Origin of the sequence: Nocardia sp. NPDC050175, from assembly GCF_044459885.1 — a bacterium.
Lineage (GTDB): Bacteria > Actinomycetota > Actinomycetes > Mycobacteriales > Mycobacteriaceae > Nocardia.
The window spans coordinates 144,329-161,039 of sequence record NZ_JBITJI010000021.1 but is presented as its reverse complement, the minus strand read 5'-3'; the positions used below and the strand labels follow the sequence as shown (position 1 = coordinate 161,039).

General features: G+C 67.6%; 18 protein-coding genes. All 18 read right to left on the bottom strand.

The window, feature by feature from the left end; genetic code table 11:
* Positions 1-139 precede the first annotated feature (139 nt).
* A complete protein-coding gene (locus tag ACIBK2_RS43745) occupies positions 140-964 on the bottom strand; it encodes an ABC transporter permease (protein ID WP_396976826.1) in 825 nt (274 codons plus the stop codon).
* A gap of 135 nt (positions 965-1,099) precedes the next feature.
* On the bottom strand, positions 1,100-2,059 hold the full coding sequence (locus tag ACIBK2_RS43740; RefSeq protein ID WP_396976824.1) for an ATP-binding cassette domain-containing protein: 960 nt from the start codon (positions 2,057-2,059) through the stop codon (positions 1,100-1,102).
* 34 nt (positions 2,060-2,093) lie between these two features.
* Positions 2,094-2,783 (bottom strand): hypothetical protein, encoded by a 690-nt coding sequence (locus ACIBK2_RS43735; RefSeq protein WP_396976822.1) that lies wholly within the window; start codon positions 2,781-2,783, stop codon positions 2,094-2,096.
* Positions 2,784-2,788: 5 nt separating this feature from the next.
* Positions 2,789-3,877: a hypothetical protein gene (locus ACIBK2_RS43730; protein ID WP_396976820.1), complete on the bottom strand. Its 1,089-nt coding sequence runs from the start codon at positions 3,875-3,877 to the stop codon at positions 2,789-2,791.
* Between the two features lie 250 nt (positions 3,878-4,127).
* The gene (gene fabG, locus ACIBK2_RS43725; RefSeq protein WP_396976818.1) at positions 4,128-4,871 is read right to left on the bottom strand and encodes a 3-oxoacyl-ACP reductase FabG; all 744 of its coding nucleotides are present in this window, start codon (positions 4,869-4,871) and stop codon (positions 4,128-4,130) included.
* The gene (locus tag ACIBK2_RS43720) at positions 4,868-5,404 is read right to left on the bottom strand and encodes a hypothetical protein (protein WP_396976816.1); all 537 of its coding nucleotides are present in this window, start codon (positions 5,402-5,404) and stop codon (positions 4,868-4,870) included. The genes fabG and ACIBK2_RS43720 overlap by 4 nt, the downstream gene beginning before the upstream one ends.
* A gap of 5 nt (positions 5,405-5,409) precedes the next feature.
* Complete coding sequence (locus ACIBK2_RS43715) at positions 5,410-7,764, bottom strand: FtsX-like permease family protein (protein WP_396976814.1); 2,355 nt, start codon at positions 7,762-7,764, stop codon at positions 5,410-5,412.
* Between the two features lie 2 nt (positions 7,765-7,766).
* Positions 7,767-8,516, bottom strand: a complete 750-nt coding sequence (locus ACIBK2_RS43710) for an ABC transporter ATP-binding protein (RefSeq protein ID WP_396976812.1) — start codon at positions 8,514-8,516, stop codon at positions 7,767-7,769.
* Positions 8,517-8,578: 62 nt separating this feature from the next.
* Complete coding sequence (locus ACIBK2_RS43705) at positions 8,579-10,231, bottom strand: thiamine pyrophosphate-binding protein (protein WP_396976810.1); 1,653 nt, start codon at positions 10,229-10,231, stop codon at positions 8,579-8,581.
* Between the two features lie 11 nt (positions 10,232-10,242).
* The gene (locus ACIBK2_RS43700; RefSeq protein ID WP_396976808.1) at positions 10,243-10,692 is read right to left on the bottom strand and encodes a MaoC/PaaZ C-terminal domain-containing protein; all 450 of its coding nucleotides are present in this window, start codon (positions 10,690-10,692) and stop codon (positions 10,243-10,245) included.
* Positions 10,689-11,306: a hypothetical protein gene (locus tag ACIBK2_RS43695; protein ID WP_396976806.1), complete on the bottom strand. Its 618-nt coding sequence runs from the start codon at positions 11,304-11,306 to the stop codon at positions 10,689-10,691. The genes ACIBK2_RS43700 and ACIBK2_RS43695 overlap by 4 nt, the downstream gene beginning before the upstream one ends.
* Positions 11,307-11,308: 2 nt before the next feature.
* On the bottom strand, positions 11,309-11,914 hold the full coding sequence (locus tag ACIBK2_RS43690; RefSeq protein WP_379282804.1) for a hypothetical protein: 606 nt from the start codon (positions 11,912-11,914) through the stop codon (positions 11,309-11,311).
* Complete coding sequence (locus ACIBK2_RS43685; protein ID WP_379282803.1) at positions 11,911-12,171, bottom strand: acyl carrier protein; 261 nt, start codon at positions 12,169-12,171, stop codon at positions 11,911-11,913. The genes ACIBK2_RS43690 and ACIBK2_RS43685 overlap by 4 nt, the downstream gene beginning before the upstream one ends.
* 2 nt (positions 12,172-12,173) lie before the next feature.
* Complete coding sequence (locus tag ACIBK2_RS43680) at positions 12,174-13,205, bottom strand: beta-ketoacyl synthase N-terminal-like domain-containing protein (RefSeq protein ID WP_396976803.1); 1,032 nt, start codon at positions 13,203-13,205, stop codon at positions 12,174-12,176.
* Positions 13,187-14,542, bottom strand: a complete 1,356-nt coding sequence (locus tag ACIBK2_RS43675) for an AMP-binding protein (protein ID WP_396976801.1) — start codon at positions 14,540-14,542, stop codon at positions 13,187-13,189. The genes ACIBK2_RS43680 and ACIBK2_RS43675 overlap by 19 nt, the downstream gene beginning before the upstream one ends.
* The gene (locus ACIBK2_RS43670) at positions 14,535-14,993 is read right to left on the bottom strand and encodes a hypothetical protein (RefSeq protein ID WP_396976799.1); all 459 of its coding nucleotides are present in this window, start codon (positions 14,991-14,993) and stop codon (positions 14,535-14,537) included. The genes ACIBK2_RS43675 and ACIBK2_RS43670 overlap by 8 nt, the downstream gene beginning before the upstream one ends.
* On the bottom strand, positions 14,980-16,236 hold the full coding sequence (locus tag ACIBK2_RS43665; protein WP_396976797.1) for an aldehyde dehydrogenase family protein: 1,257 nt from the start codon (positions 16,234-16,236) through the stop codon (positions 14,980-14,982). The genes ACIBK2_RS43670 and ACIBK2_RS43665 overlap by 14 nt, the downstream gene beginning before the upstream one ends.
* Positions 16,233-16,703, bottom strand: a complete 471-nt coding sequence (locus tag ACIBK2_RS43660; protein ID WP_396976795.1) for a hypothetical protein — start codon at positions 16,701-16,703, stop codon at positions 16,233-16,235. Before ACIBK2_RS43660 ends, ACIBK2_RS43665 begins: the two co-directional genes overlap by 4 nt.
* Positions 16,704-16,711: the final 8 nt, after the last annotated feature.

Genomic DNA, 16,711 nt, shown 5'->3' with positions numbered 1-16,711 from the left:
GGTCAACGCCTTCGCGATCACCTTCGCTGACCGCTGGCCCAACGCCCAAACCTACTGAGAGAAACCGCCGGAAACACCGTTAGCGAGATAGTCCCGCCACGGCGGCTCACGACGCCTTACTCACGTCGGCGGATCCGGATCAGCGGCTCAGGTTGCGGAAGGCGTTGATGGACAGCGGGATGAATATCAGGAGCAGGGCTGCTGGCCAGAGTACGGCCATCAGGGTGGCGTGGGCGGTGACCCAGGAGTCGGTGACGACGCCTGGGTTGCCGAACAGGGCGCGGGTGGCGTTGACGGTGGCGGACAATGGGTTCCAGTCGGCGAGGGTGCGTAGCCAGGTGGGCATGGCGGTGGTTGCTACGAAGACGCCGGATAGGGAGCCGATGGGGAATTCCGCGGTTTGTACGCCGATGATGGCTGCGCTGCTGGTGAAGGCCAGGCCTAGGTAGACGCCGATCCAGATCAGGGCGAACCGTAGTAACAGGATTAGGGCGATTGCGGTGCAGAGGTCGCCGAGTGAACCGTGGTGGCGCCAGCCGAGGACCAGGCCGGTCAGCATCATCACTGTCAGCGTCAGCACCGATAGCAGCATGTCCCCCGCTGCCCGGCCGATCAGTACCGCGGCCGCTGAGATGGGCATGGAGCGGAAGCGGTCGGTTACGCCGCGGTCGACGTCGGTGGTCACTGCCAGTGCGGTGGCGCCGATGCCGAATAGCATTGTCATGGTGAACATTCCGGGGACCAGGTAGTCGCGGTAGTCGCCGCCGCCCGGGACTCGCATCGAGCCGCCGAACAGGTAGACGAACATCAGCACGACGACGATGTTGAACGCCAGGGCGAAGACCACCGGTCCGGGATTGCGCCGCCAGTGCGCCAACCCTCGCAGGGTGAGTGTCCAGCTGTCGAGCAGCATCCAGCGGACGCCACCGATGGATGGAATATCAACTGGTGCAGTCGTACTCATGCCGCTACCGCACTGACGCCAGGCTCCGACATGTGAACGGCACGCTGTATCACGCTGCACTCGTTCATGCCCGCCCCTCGCTAACGCTCGGCTCCGGCACGAGCGAGTGCTCGGCTGTGTCTATTGTTCGCTCGCTCATGCGGTGACCACCTGTTCAGCTTGGCTTCCCGTGAGGTGGAGAAAGACTTCGTCCAACGTCGGACGCCGCAGGATGAGGTCGTCGAACTGGATGCCCGCGTCGTCCAGGGCCCGGACCGCCGCGGACAACGCGCTCGCCTTGTCGGCGACCGGCAGACTCACCTGCCTGGTGTCGAGATCGAGCACCGGATCCGCGGTGCCGAGCCGGGCCACCGCCGCGGCCGCGTCCGCGATCCGGCCGTGCACTACGAATTCGATACGGTCGCCACCGATTCGGGATTTGAGCTCGCTCGGCGTGCCCTCCGCGATCACCTTGCCCGCGTCGATGACATTGATCCGGTTCGCCAGCTGATCGGCCTCATCCAGGTACTGGGTGGTGAGCAGCATGGTGGTGCCCATCGCGACGAGATTGCGGACCGCCTGCCAGACCTCGTTGCGGCCGCGCGGATCGAGGCCGACGGTCGGCTCGTCCAGGAACAGCACCGCCGGTGCCAGGATCATGCTCGCCGCGAGATCGAGGCGGCGTCGCATGCCGCCGGAGTAGGCCTTGACCGGTTTGTCGCCCGTGTCGGCCAGCTCGAACTGCTCGAGCAGTTCGACCGCGCGTCGCACGGCCGCCCGCCGGGACAGATGGAACAACCGGCCGAACATGATCAGGTTCTGGCGGCCGCTGAGCACCTCGTCGAGTGCCGGATGCTGGCCGACCAGCCCAATTCTGCTGCGCACCAAGGCAGCCTGGCGAGCCACGTCGTAGCCGGCCACCCTGGCCTGCCCGCCGTCGAAGCGCAGCAGCGTCGCGAGGATCCGCACCGACGTCGACTTGCCCGCACCGTTGGGTCCGAGCAGCCCGCAGACGGTGCCCTGCGGCACGGCGAGATCGAAACCGTCCAGTGCCTTCTTGGCGCCGTACTGTTTGCGCAGTCCTTCAGCGACCACCGCGAACTCACTCGACATCATCCTAATTCCTAATGCCGTTGCAGCAGTGTGTGCTTCACTTCGTCGGCGGCCGGTTGAGCGCATCGAGGAACAGCAGGCCACCGAATACCGCCATGGGCAGCCCGATCACGATGGTGCCGACCGCCGCACCGATCGTCGATCCCACCAATCCCGTTGCCAGGCAACCACCGAGGAATCCGGGAATGGCCAGCACGCCGATGGTGGCGACCAGCCCGGCCGCCGCACCGACGACACCGCCTACCAGACAACCGATCCCGGCGCCGACGGCGGTGCCGAGCAGCGTGCCGAGCAGCACGCCGACGTTCAACTGCGTGGAGAACTGCATGAGCGCGTTGTTGAAATCAGCCGAACGCGGGTCGAGCCCGATATCGCTGGGCTGGGCGATCGGCTCGGGTTCGGGCACTGCGGTATTCGGGTCGACGCTCGGCCGCAACGTGGCGGTATTGCCGTCGACGGACGCGGCGATCGGCCAGCGCAGGCCGTCTCGAACGTAGGACAGCGGGAGCTCGATCATCGCCCGGCCGTCGTCGTCATTGATCCGGAAGCTCGTGGCATCGGCGCTCAGCGATCCGCCGTCGGTCCGAAGCACCACCGCCCCGTCGACAACGTCGGCGGCATAACCTATTTCGCCGCGCGACTCAGCCCTCCCCTCGGGTGCCGAACTGAGCAGCCCGGCAGCCATGGCAACCACAACCACCGGCAATGCGATCCGCATCTTCCACATAACGTTCACTCTCCTCGAAACGAAGCCGGATACGGCGCGAACAGCTCGCGATAGAACGGGCTGGACCGGAACTCCGGCCCACCCAAATAGGTTCCATCCCAATCTATTTCGGCCTCGGACTGATCGGCAGAGCGCGCGGTCAGCCAATAGTCCGGATGGATACGGTCCGAGCTCAACCCGACCGTGAAGGTCAACGCCACCTCGTCACCGACCGCGACGGCGCGCTGCTGCTCCACCGAGGCAGGCACGAACACCGGAAGCCACGACGTTTGCTGCTCCAGCGAATCGATGGGATCGCGGTCCTCCGGCGAGACCCAGAGCCGGATCCCGAGCGCGATACCACCGAGCCGACCGGGCCGCGTTATCCGGACCCGCGATTCGTGCACCGCGTATTCGTATTCCGCGACACCGAATTCCAGCACCTCAACTGTGGTGGGCTCCGCCAGCCTTGCCTCGTGCGGTATTTCGGTCCAGCAGAGGCGGAGATCGAAAGGCCGCCCCACGGCCTGAAATACCCGGTCGACATAGGTCGCGTATTCCGCCTGGAATGCCGGACCCGTGTCGCCGAGCACAGCCGCGTAATCGAAAGGCACGGCGACGGTTTCCACCCGGTGCGGTATGAAAATGCCGGACTCACGCACCAAACGCCTTTTCGCGTCGGCGAATATTTCGCACACGCCTTCGGAACTGGCTATGGCACCGATGGTCTCGGAGACACACACGTCCGCCTTTTCCGGCAGTTCGATCTCCCGCGAGTCGCCGGTGACCACCGTGATGACATCCGCGAAGCCCCGCTCCGCGATCAACGCCCGCGCCTTCTCCGCCGACTCCGGCAGCGCTTCGATCGCCCACACCCTGGTCGCGCCCGACTCCGCGGCCGCGATCGCCCAGTTAGCCTCGGCGCCGGTCCCGATGTCGACTACCGTCCGCCCGGGCGCGCAGCGGCGGACGGCGCGATCGAACGCTGCGACCCGCACCTCGTCCGCGGTCATCATCGAATACAACAGCTCGTCATAGATCGGATATTCGCCGACCGACGGTATCAACGTGATGCGGGGACCGTCATCCCCGACCGCCGCGACATTCGCGCGCAATCGACCGCCGTATCCAATGGATCTAGACCGCAGACCAGCCACCCGAATTCCCTTCCACAAAGCATATCGACAGCTCGGCGATATGCCGTATTGCCATGCAGGCGAATGAGTTTCACCGTTCGAAACCTTCGCATCCGACTCTAGGCAACCCCCGGCAACACCGTCAACGTTCACAAACCCCGACTATTGGACGGCCGAAAAAGGGCAGCGGCGAGCCAGAAAGGTGAATTAGCGGTCCCGGAAATCGGGATCAGGCAGTGAGTCCACCGTCTACGCAGAACGTATGCCCGGTGATATAGCTGGCCTCGGCCGAAGCGAGGAACGCGACCAAGTTCGCCACCTCACGCGGCTGCCCGAAACGCCGCAGCGGGATGGACTTTCGAGCCGCAGTGGCCGCAGCGGCATCGAGCGCCTCGGTCATATCGGTGGCAATGAAGCCAGGCGCGACGGTATTCACCCGAATACCGAACCGCGCGACCTCGGCCGCGAGCGCCTTGCCGAAACCGATCAGGCCCGCCTTCGTCGCGGCATAGTTGGTCTGCCCGAGCGCCGCCGTCAGGCCCGACACCGACGACAGCGTGACGATCGCGCCCGACCGGCGCCGCATCATGGCGGGCACGACGGCCTTGCACACATGACGCGTGCCCGACAGATTCGTGCGGAGCACGTCGTCCCAGTCCGGCTCCGAGGACCCGAAAAGCAGTCCGTCCCTGGTGATTCCCGCCGCAGCCACCAGCACCTCGGCATCGCCGAGCCGTTCCTGCGCGGTCTCGACGAAATCCGCGACGGCCCCAGCGTCGCCCACGTCGCAGACCGCTCGATACACCTGCGCCCCGCGCGCCTCGCAGTCGGCGGCGACCGCATCGGCGGCGGCACTCGGCCGCAGATGACAGAACGCGATGTCGTATCCGTCGGCGGCGAGCCGGACGGCACAGGCGGCACCGATGCCGCGGGCACCGCCGGTGACGATCGCCAGCGGTCGCTGGCCCGTCACCGCCGCGCCTCCGTCGCGCCCTTAACCCACGCCGGGCCGGTCAGGAACCAGATGACAGTGATGAGTCCCAACGGCTGCACCACCTCACGCAGCGCGGCGGCCTGCTGCGCGTCGGCCACCGTCACCGAGAGACCGAAGCACACGACCAGCGCGATCGCCGCCGCGACCAGCCATTTGACGAACGATTTCGTCTCGTTCTTCACGGCTTCCGGCCCCTGCTTGGGGCGTTTCACCGGACGCGGCGCGCCGGCGAACCGGTACGCAAACCAGCCGTCGAGCCAGGCGATGGTCGATTTACCGAAGACAACGGTCCAGCCGAGATAGATCCCCGCGAGCCGGTGTATGCCGTTGACCTCCGCACCTTGGTACACATCGATGGCCACGGCGGTGACCAGACACCCGTCGATCAACGGAACCATCGCCAGCACAACCGAACTCGCCTGTCGCCAGCGCGCCACATACCGCAACAGCAGCCCGCCCGCGGCAAGAATCCAGAACGCGACCTCACAGGTCAGAATGACCGTCACCATCATCGATATCACCGCACCTGTCGAAGTGTGCTCGAGCAAGCGAGCAGATAGACAACCAACCCGACCGCGATCAACCCGGCACCGGCGACAGCCGAGGTGACCGGATCGAGCACAACATCGGTGAGCCCAGCCCAGCTCAAGTACTTGCAGACCGCGTAACCGAACGCCGAGCCGACCGCGAGCCCGGCCACGACGCCGACGATGGCGACCACCGTCGCCTCGACCCCGACGCTGCGCAGCACCAGCCCTCGGCTGAACCCGATCTGCCGCAACGTCGCCCACTCCTTGGCACGGCCGCCGGTCAGCACACCGAGCACCACGCCGAGGGCAAGCAACAGCCCCGCCCCGACCACCCCGGACAGCTGGGTCAGCGCCGCGATGATGGTCCGCGACTCGGCCTTCTGCTTGACCCGATAGTCATCGATGGAGCGCACCACGAGATTCGGCAGCCCCGCCGCGACCGTGCTGACCTCGGCGACGGCCGTCTGTTGCTCAGCACGGATCAGCACGTACTGGAATCCGGCACCGGCGGCGTAGTCGGACGACACCACGAAATCGCCCAATGTCGGCGCGTCGACATAGATCCCGGCAACCTGCACCGATCCCGCCGTCAGTCGAATCGAATCACCCACCACGACACCGATCTTCGCCGCTTCCGAGGCGGAAACCATGGCATGCTCCCGGTCCACGGTCGCGGTACCGCCGACCATCGTGAGCTGCAGCGCACCGCTGCCGAGCGGACCGTCCACCGCCACACCGTTACTCGTACGGCCCGACACGTCGGCGCCGTTCTGCGGGGCGACCGCCACCACGCCAGTCGCCCCCGGCGCGCCGCGCAGGGTGGCGACGTCGTCGGCCGAGATCGCGAAGCCGGTCTTGGGCTCCACCACCATCTGCGCGCCGACGTTCGCATCGATCTGGCGGTTGATGGAGGTGTCGGTGGAAGTCGCGAACACCGAGATGATCGCGACCAGGGTGGCGGTGAAACCGATGCAGGACACGGCAACCGCGGCCTGGGTGCGCACCCGGCCGACGCTGCCGAGCCCGAACCACGGCAGCAGCACCCCGCGCGTCCCGCCCACCTCGGTGAACGGAGTGAACACCCGCAGCGCGGGAGCGGCAAGGACGAACAGCCCGAGCAGCACCAGGCAGTAGCCGATGACCAGTCCGGTGAAGCCGAAGCGCTCGGCGACCGTGCACCAGATGCCGAGCCCGATCGCGGCCACAGCGACGACGGGCAGCACCGCTCGGCGGACAAGCGCGAATCGCGCTGCCGCACCGGTGGTTTCCGCGCGCTTCGGCCCCGAGATCGCGTCCCCGAGGAACCAGGCGCCGCCGATCGCGGCCGCGAGAGCGAGCACGGCACCGGCCCACGTCCACCCGTCGACCGCGACACCGTCGACGGCAAAAGTGCCGAGCAGCAGCCGGTTCGCGGGCAACAGCGCATCGACCACCAGGGTGATGACCGTCCCGACGACCGCAGCGGCGAGCACCATCGCCCCGGCCTGAATGGCCTTGACGCCCCGGATTTCCCGATTCGGCACCCCGATCCGCCGCAGGATGTCGAACTGCGGCCGCAGGCTCATGGCCAGCAGCACCAGCGAGAACACCAGCGCCGCAGTCAATCCGCAGATCAGCACCACGGCAAAAATAATGGCGATGACCCCGATAAAGCTGATCGCAGCGATCTGCTGGGAGGTCAGCTCGCCGAGGTAGTCGGCACGGGTGCTTACCGTCGCGCCCGCAGCGGCGAGCCGGTCGGCGGCCCCTCGCGCACCGGATCCGCTGAGCGCCACCATCGTGTATCCATCTGTGGCGCCAAGGATCTCGCGTGCCATCGGCTCGTCGGCGAAGCGCACCGACGTGGCCTCCGCAAGAACAGGACTGTTCGTCTCGACAGCGCTCCGCGCACCGCCGATCCCCATCACCTCCGCGCTGCCCCGACCGGTCGCGGGCTGGGCCACGATGTCAGCGGCACCGAACACCGGCGCGGCACCCGGATCGGCGCAGGCTCCGTCGGCTCGCTCGAAGTACCCCGGAATCGACTGCGAGGCAACACCTCCCGCATACACCACCACTTGACCCGAGAACTGCGACAACGCGCACACTCCCGGTGCCGCACTCACCGCATCGGCCACCGCGGCGGCAGGCAGCGCCGTGCTCGCCGTGACGATCAACTCCCCCGGCAGCACGGTCGCCGCGATGGCCTCAGAAATCTTGTCCCGGTAGGACATATACAGCCCCGCCGGAATCAGCAGCGAAACCAGCAGCGCGATAGAGATAACCAGCACCAGGAATGTCTGGCGCCGGAACCGCCGAAGCTGACCGACGGCGAGGCCGAACATCATCTGCGCCCGTGGCATGACTACACCGCCACCCGGTCCTGCGAGTACGCCACGACCTCTTTCACCGTGGCGCCGACCAGGTCGTGCTCGATGCGGCCGTCGCGGATGAGCAGCACCCGGTCGGCATATTCGACGAACTGCGGGTCGTGGCTCACCGTGACGATCGAGATCCCGCGCTCGTCCACGATCCGGCGCAGCAGCTCCCGGATGCGGGCCGCGTTGTGCGAGTCGAGCGCGCCGGTCGGCTCGTCCGCGAAGATCACGTCCGGCTCGGCGACCAGCGCCCGCGCACACGCCACCCGCTGCTGCGTGCCGCCGGACAGCTCATCGGGCAACATCCGCAGGTACTGCGCGATCCCCAGGTCCGCGCACAGCGCGCCGAGCTTCTGCTCGTCGACCTTCTTCCCTGCGGCGCGGGCGGGCAACAGGATGTTGCCGCGCGCCGACAGCGAGTCGAGCAGCCCGTACTCCTGGAACACGAAGCCGAAGTGCTCGAGCCGCATCCGGGACAGGTCCCGATCGGATTGTTCGTACACATTGCGGTCGGCGTAGAAGGCCTCCCCGCTGGTCGGCCGCAACAGTCCGCTCAGGCAGGAGACCAGCGTCGTCTTCCCCGAGCCGGAGGGGCCCATGACCACGGTGAACGAACCGGCGCCGATGGCAAGATCGACATTGTCCAGCGCGACCACCGACGCATCCTTCTTACCGAAGCTCTTGGTGACACCACGCAACCGCAACACCGGAGCCGACGGATCTGCCGAGACCTTCACAGCACCAATTCCTTTCGCTCAGAAGCCACCCCCGAGGACGCGCAGCCCGCGTTCCACAGTGATCATGGTCCCGTCGCGGGGCCGCCGCCGTCGTCCTCCTTTATGACTACTTCGGGTACCAGATCAGCCGATCTCACCGGCGGAAAGGCTGGACGGTCGCTCAGCCGGACCACGACCAGCCGCGCTCCGCTACCCGCCAGCGCATCGCCGAGGGTCTTGGCCAGCAGGTGCGGTTCCGACACCACCGCCGTGGTGTATCCGGCCGCGTCGGCCAGCGCGATGATCGACGCGCCCGCATCGAAATCGACGATCGCCGTATCGGTCCTGGACAGCGACGGCCAGCCGAATCCGCCGTTGTCCAGGCAGATGTAGCAGATATCGGCCGCCATCCGGGCGGCCGCGAGAATGCTCGGCAGGTTGGTCAGAAACGCACCGTCGCCGCCCACCGCAACCACCCGGCGTCCGTCGGACGCGGCACCGAGCGCGGCGCCGAGGCCGAAGCCGAGCGGCGTCTGCTCGCTCGGCACCAGGGGCCGCACGCCGGGCGGGAGGGTGAAGCACGGCGCGTAGTAGCCCCACAGATCGGCCAGGCCGTTCTCCTGCGCGAGCACATCCACGCGCTGGTCCCGCAGCGCCGCCCGCAGCGTGGTCCAGAACAGCACGGTCCCGAGGCCCGCGCCGTCGTCTCGCATCGGCTGCCACGGCCGCCACCACGGTGCCGACGCACTCGGCGGACCCGCGAAATCGGCTGCCAGCCGCAGGAATACGCCCGAATCGCACACCACCGGATAACGCGCGGGCACCGCGCGATCGAGCACGGCCGGGTCGGTGTCGACATGCGCCAGCAGCGCCCGCTCCGGCGCGTCCCAGCCCATCAACGCGGTTTCCTCGAGCTGACTGCCGAGCACCACGACCGCATCGGCTTCGGCGAGGGCCGCGCGCGACTCCTCGGGCAGATACAGCCCGGCCAGGCCGCCGAAATGCGGGTCGTCCTCGGGGAACACGCCACGGCCAGACGCGGTGACCAGGCACAGCGCGTTCAACGCCGCAGCGAGCGGCAGACCGTAGTCGGCCACGTCCGCCTGACGAGTGCCGCCGCCGAACAACAGCACCGGTCGTTGGGCCGCCCGCAGGGCCTCGAATACCGGAGCCAGCGTCTCTGCGGTCTGTCCCAGTGGCATCGGCGCCCGCACGAGGGTCTCGGCCAGGCCGTCAGGCACCCGTGCATCGGCCAGCTCGGGCGAAATCATCAGATGAACCGGCCCACGCTGTCCGTTTTCGGCCAGATAGCGGGCACGAGAAACGGCCCAGGCCAGGTCGGCGGCGCTCGCCACCCGGTGCGTCCAGACGAACAGGCCCTCACTCAATGCCGCCGCCGGAAACTCCTGAAAACCGCCACGGCCGACCTCCGTGTCCCGGTTGATCGTGCTCACCACCAGCAGCGGGGTCCGCGAGGTGTACGCCTCGGAGATACCGATCAGCGCGTTTAGCAGATTGGGCCCGGTGGCGGTCGCGAGCACGGCGGCCCGGCCGTTCAGCCGCGACCAGCCAACGGCCGCGAACGATGCCGAACGCTGATCCTGCAAGGCGGCGAATTGCGCACCCGCCGCCCGCGCGGCATCGATGATGTCCGGATCGTCACCGGGTACCCCGGCATACAGCCGCGGCCCGGTCCGCTCCAGCAGCCCGACGATGTCGCCCCAGATCCCTTTCACCACAAGTCCTTTCACACTACGAATCGCAACCGCAGCACACCGGCCGCGCACACCCGCGGCCGCGCGGCGTCGAGCCACACCGTCACGTCACAGCGCACGTCCACGTGTCCCTTACCCGGCTGCGCGTCGATCATCTTGGCGTCCAAGCAGATCGCGCTGCCGACGGGTGCCGGCGACGCGAAGCTGAGCCGGTCGAACCCGAGGTTGATCACCCGATCACACTCGGGGGCCTCGATCACCTCGTCCAGCAACCCCGGTATCAGCGCGGCGATCAGCATGCCGTGTGCGAGCGTGCCGCCGAGCGCCGCGGCCCGCTCCGGATCGGTGTGGATCCATTGCATGTCTTCGGTAAGTTCGCCGAAGGCAGTCACGCGTTCCTGAGTCAGCTCGATCGACCTGGACCGCCGCGGCGGCTTACCGACCTGTTCGAGCAGCGTGGACGCGACCTCGACCGTGCTCATAACCGCGCTCCGATCTCCGCGACCACCCGCTGCCGGACGGAACGCCAGCGCTCATCACTGAATTCACTCGCGCCGGGCACCTGATAGCCGACCTCGGCGAACTCCGGCTCGGTCAGCGTCCCCACCGCCCGCGCGGTCAACCGCGGCCCGTCCGCGACGCAGTCGGCGAGCAGCGCCTCCGGCCGCACCGCCTTGTGCACGAAGATCCGGATGGTATTCGGATTGTGCACGGCCGCAGTCATTTCGAACCCGCGCCTGCCGTCGAAGTGATACAGGTACCGCAGCAGCGCCAACATCGCGTCCATCCCGACGCCGTTGCCCCACTCGGCATCTCCGGCCAGCACCACCCCGACGTGCATCCGCGCGGGCTCGGCCAATCGGCAGTCATAGATGCCGATCGGCCGCTGCCCGGCCGCGCCGTCGCGTCGATAGATGTAGCCCAGCAACCGATCCGAGGCCTTCGCCATGTCGTCGAGCCCGCGCGAGTCGACGGGTGCGACGGCCGACCCGGCGAACAAGCGCTGCGTCGCGGACTCGAAGACATGGGTCAACATGTCCGAGGGATCGGCGCCGTGACTCTCCTCGAGCCGCGTCCACCTACCGAACAGGGTCACCGCTACTCCGTCTCGGCCAGGTGCTCGCGGATCGCCTGACGCAACCGGCGCGCGGTCCGGGCATAACTCCGTTCCGCCTCGGCGGCACCGGTATCGGCCGCCTGGACGCGGCGCAGCGACGGTCCGGTGATCGACCACACCAATCCGTCCCAGTACCGGCCCTCGGCGAAGAACCGATCCTGCACCAGGCCCTCGCACCGGAAGAACTCCGAGTTCATCGCGTAGTCGAGCAGCACCCGGTTGTACACGCCGAACCACAGCTCGATCCGATGCACCTCGGTGCCGCTCAGCAGATAGCGCACGAACTCGTCGAGCGCGCCGCCGACCCCGGCCTGTTCCAGCGCCGCGTCGTCGGCACTGTGCAGCATGATCTCGAAAACGCCTGGCGTCTGCAGACGTTCGGCGCGGACCACGCCGAGTCCGTCCACCCCGCCGCGAATCACGAAGGCGACCGCCGAGCGGTCGATCGCGGCCGCCGCCTGACGATCACGCAACCACTGCGGCCCCGCGGTGGACACCGCCGAGATCGGATCGGAGCTGATGAGCCGGGCCGCGTGTGCCGAATCCTCTTGGGTCAGAATCGGTTCGAGCGCCGCGAATTTCATCATTGCAGCACCGGATCCTTGCTGTTCACCAGGTCGAGCAGGTCACCGGCGGTCTTGGCGCCGATCACTTCCTCTTCCGACAGCGACACCGAGTACGCCGACTGCAGGCGCAGCACGAGCTCGAGCATCCCGAGCGAATCGAGCTCGAGATTGTCCACGATCGACGCCTCCGCCGTCACCGTGGGCAGTTCGTCCAGGTCGTTGATCCGCTCGATCTCCGCGGCGACCAGGTCGAAGAATTCCTTCTCGTTGGCAGGCATAATCATTCCCTTCCTCTCTGAACCAGAAGCGAGCACGAAGTCCCCCCGAAGCCGAAGGCGTTGACGATCCCCGCGCTCGGTCCGGTGTTGTCGACAGTGTGGCCGTGGGGCACGACCATGGCGCCGGGGGCCTCGATCGGATCGAGGCAGTGCTGCGTTCCGAAAATCCGTCCACCGCGCAAGGTTTCGAAGGCGACGATGGCCGAGGCCAATCCGGCTGAATGCACCGAATGCCCCACCTCGCCCTTGCAGGACGAGACGTACAGCTCGGTGTCCAACGAGCGGCCGAGCGCCGCCACCGCATCGAGCTCGACCCGGTCACCGTGCTTGGTGCCGGTCGCGTGCGCCGCCACGAACTGCGGGTCGACCCCGGCCTGCCGGACCGCGCTTGTCATGCACCAGAGTTGGCTGTCGAGATCGGATTGCGCGCCGAGTCCGAGCGTCTGCACGCCGATGCCGCTGATCACCGGGCGGTCGGGTCGATCGGCGGCGGCCGTGCCGATAATGACCGCCCCGACAAAGAAGCCGAGGGCCGTTCCGTCCGCGCTCGCGTCGAACGGCCTGCAGTACTCGAGGTCGGTCAACGCGCCCGCACTGGCGAACGCGGCCCGCTCGATGAAGCCGGGCGCGGTCGCACCGAGCACCAGGGCGTGATCGCACCGGCCGCGCTGGACCAGAGCGGACGCGACCGCGAGCGCCAACCCAGCCGAGGCGCAGGCGTGCGAGATGATCAGCCGATCGCGCTGCCAGGACGCCAGCCGCGGATAGGTCTGGCTCGGCGGTGGCTGGTACTCCTCGATATTGGAGGGAAAGTAGGCGCCGGTGGTCTGGGTCGCATCGACGATGACCAGTCGACTGTCTGCCACTTCTGGGTTGCGCGCGAGCAGCGTATCCACGCAGTGCGCCAGCACGTCAGCACGGGAACCGCGCGCGATCTCCGCCTCGACGATGTGCGGTCCTGGATCGAAGGCCGATGCGGTCTCGTATCCGGCCGCGCGATGAGCGCCGAGATAATCTACGACAGTTGCGTGCATGGCATCTCCATCGATCCGTTCAGATGAGCCGCCACCTGGGCCGAGAGCCTGCGACGATCCACTTTTCCGGCCGCGGTCAGCGGCACGTCCGCATGCTGCATCAGCAGGATCTCGCGCGCCTTGAACTGCACGGGAAACTCTCGGGCGTTCGCCACGATCGACCGCGTCAGCTCCGCGTCGTGCGCGGCATCGCGCTCGGTGATCGCGACCAGCACCACCCGCCTGCGCCCGTTCTGCGCCGGATCCACTTGCAGCACGGCGACTTCGGGCGCATTGCGGGCCGTGCCGCGCACCTGCTGTTCGAGCACGCTGGCATGCAGTTTCGCGCCCTGGCTGATCAGCATCGCGTCGAGCCTGCCGTGCACCGCGAGCTGCCCCGACGCGCCGAGCGCGCCGAAGTCCCTGGTGCGCAGCCAGCCGTCACCGGTGAGATCGGGATTCGGGATCAGCTGCCGCCGTTCGGCATCCCAGACCCGGTCGGCGACACTCGGGCTGCGCACCTGGATCTCGTCGTCGACGATCCGGACCTCGGTGCCCAGCAACGGAATTCCGACATGTCGCGGCGAGTAGTGCGCTCCGATCGAGATGGCCACGTTCGGCCCAGCCTCGGTCAAGCCATATCCGTTGTGCAGCGGGGCACCGGCATCCTCGAAGAAATCCAGCAGATCGTGCGCGACCACCTCGCCGCCGACGCCGCGCACGGCCAACGCCCGTACCGCCGCCGCGATGTCGGCGTCGGTGCGCATCGCCTGCGCCAGGTAGCGCCACACGCCGGGCAGGGTGTCCAGGCTGTCGCAGCTGCGCGCGGTGAGCATCGCCAGCAACTCACTGAAAGCCGTTGCGCTGCAAGTGCGGAACTCGGTGCCGAATTCGAGAGCGAGATTGAACACGCTGAACCCGTACGAACTGCTCAGGCCGAGGGCCGTGGCATACCGCGTCGTCTCGTTCGTGCCGAGCCGTTCGGCCGTGGCGCGGGCTTGATAAGCGAGCGCGGCCCGCGACCAAGCGACGTAGCGGCCGATACCGCTGGTGCCGGAGGTCGTCGCGAGCACCGCGGGCACGTCACCGTCGGTCGGGCAGGACACCACGTTCAGCCCCGCGATCGTCCGGTACGTGTCAAAGGCCTTCGCCTGCTGTTCCAGTGCGCCCAGGACGAACGGCACGCCGAGCTCACGCGCGGTCAGATACGCGTAGGCATACAAGCGTGGGTTCCCAGGGGCAAGCAGGGCGTGTTCACCGGAGACAAGAACCGAATCCAGTTGTCGGCGTATTGAATCCAGCTCACTGGTGGCAAGCGGCATCCCGCTGATCTCCGGAAGCTCACGACGGTCAGACATGGCGGAAGCTCCCGAGGGTGATTGCCGCCGAGCTGTCCGGCGCCGTCAGCTCGGCCTCCAGCAGCACACACAGCGGCTCACCGGTGCCCTCGGCCAACGCCGCGAGCACGTCGAGCGCGACGTGCCGCTCGCACGACACGGCCAGTGCCGCACCGCGCCAGCCGCGCTTGGTGCTGGTGCCGAATACCCGGCAGCCGTCCGCGTTGAGCACCTCGGTGGGCAGGGTCGGCCGCTCCTCGCGCTCGGCGGACGCGTACATCGCCGCAGCCCAGTCGATCACCTCCGGCGAGCGGAAGATTATGTTGGCCGCGGACTTTTCCTGCTCCGGTGCGTCCAGGTTGTGCAGGTAGTCGGTCAGGATCCGGCCGATCTGGGTGTTCCAGCGCAGAAAGTCCAGCGGGCCGACCGTTTCGGTGCGCAGCTGCGCCAGCACCGGCTCATCGTGTTGCATCGACGTCTCCCCGTTCGGCTGCGTAGCGGGCCAGCTCGGCGGCCAGCAGCAGCGGTCGGCCGACCGGCTCGCGGCCGAGACCGGCCGAGACCGTGCCGTTGGGACCGAACCCACCGAACGGCTCGTGCCCGTTCTCGAACTCGAAGGCCGTGCGCGCCCCGGTGTTTCGCGCGCTGCCCACCCGGTCGACGCCGACTAATTCGGCGACACCGAACGCGCTGAGGTACATCCCGTAGGGGTCGGTCTCCTCGGTGCCGAGAAAGTCGAGCACGTCATCGAGGCGGTCGTAGACCACCACGTTGAACAACGGACCGAACAGCTCCGGCACCGCGGCCGGGACCTCCGCCAGCCGCCGGACCGACACCGCGATCGGGCAATGCCGTTGGTCGGCACTGGTTTTCCCGCTCCACACCACGGTCTTGTCCAGCTCGTCCAACACCGCGACGGCCCGATCGTAGGTGGCCGTGTCCGCCAGCGGCGCGCTGATCAGCCCGGGTACCGCACCCGTCGAAACGACCGGGACGGTGCCGAGCTGCTGCACCAGCTCCGCCACGAAATCATCGGCCAGGGCGGCATCGACGAAGATGGCGTCGGGGCACAGGCAGTCCTGGCCGTTGTTGTAGAGCCGGGCGGCCACCGTGGCCGCCACCGCGCTCGACAGCTCTGGACGGGACAGATCCCGGCCGATCACGATCGGATTGATGCCAGTGCCGAACCCGAGGAACAGCCCACTGCCGCACTCCTCGTCCACCTTTCGCCCGTTCTCCGGCTTGCCGCTGAAGACCACGACACTGCCCTGCGATATCTCGGCGAAGGTGCTCTGTGAGTAGGTGCGCATCCGCCCGTCGATATCGATCGGACCGTCGGACAGGAGCTGTGCGAGCTCGAGGTAGGCGTCCTGCACCCGGGAAGCGGGGCGAGCCAGCACATTTCCGAAGAACAACGAGGGCAAGGCCACGAAAAGCGCCATGCTGTACAGCAAGTTGTTCGCGGGCAAGAACACCCGCACCTGACTGTCGGGATCACAGGCCCGGTAGGCGGCATACTCCAGTCCGGCGGTGCGCAGCAGCTCGATCGAATCCGCGATCTCGGTGTCGATGCTGTCGAGCGTGGCGATCGGGGTAAGCACCTCGCGGATCCGGTCGCGGCGGCATTCGATGAGCGCCGCAGTGCCGCTGGCCGTTTCGATGATCCGCTCGAAGTCGGCGGCGCTGCGTAGCGGCGGTATCGACAGACTCGTCATCGCGGCCGCCCGCAGGGCAGCGCGCAATCGCCGATCTTGACGGTGATGCGGTCGGCCACGTCGAGCACCGTGCCCTTGGTGTTGACGTACTTGACGGTGCTCACCGTCGAGGTCTCCGGCGAATCCCGCAGGTACTGCAGCACACTGCGCGCTCCGCGCCCGGCCGGTTCCCACCGCTGATCGCCGACCGAGGAGCGGACGGTGACCACGTAGTCCGATTCGGCGTCCACTCCGACTATTGGGCAGGCCCAGTCGACACGATCGCACGCGGCGGCGAACGAACCGGCGCCGAGCCCACGCAGCACCGTCGCCTGTGCGCGCTCCGAGAGCGCCGAATTGCCGCCCCCCGTCGGCGAGTTGGTGTCCTTGCTGATGACATTGCCGATGTCGCCGCAACCAGCAAGCGCGGTGCCGGCCACCGCAATCACCATGCCGCGCGTCGCGACACGATAAATGGTGTCGTGCATGTGCACTC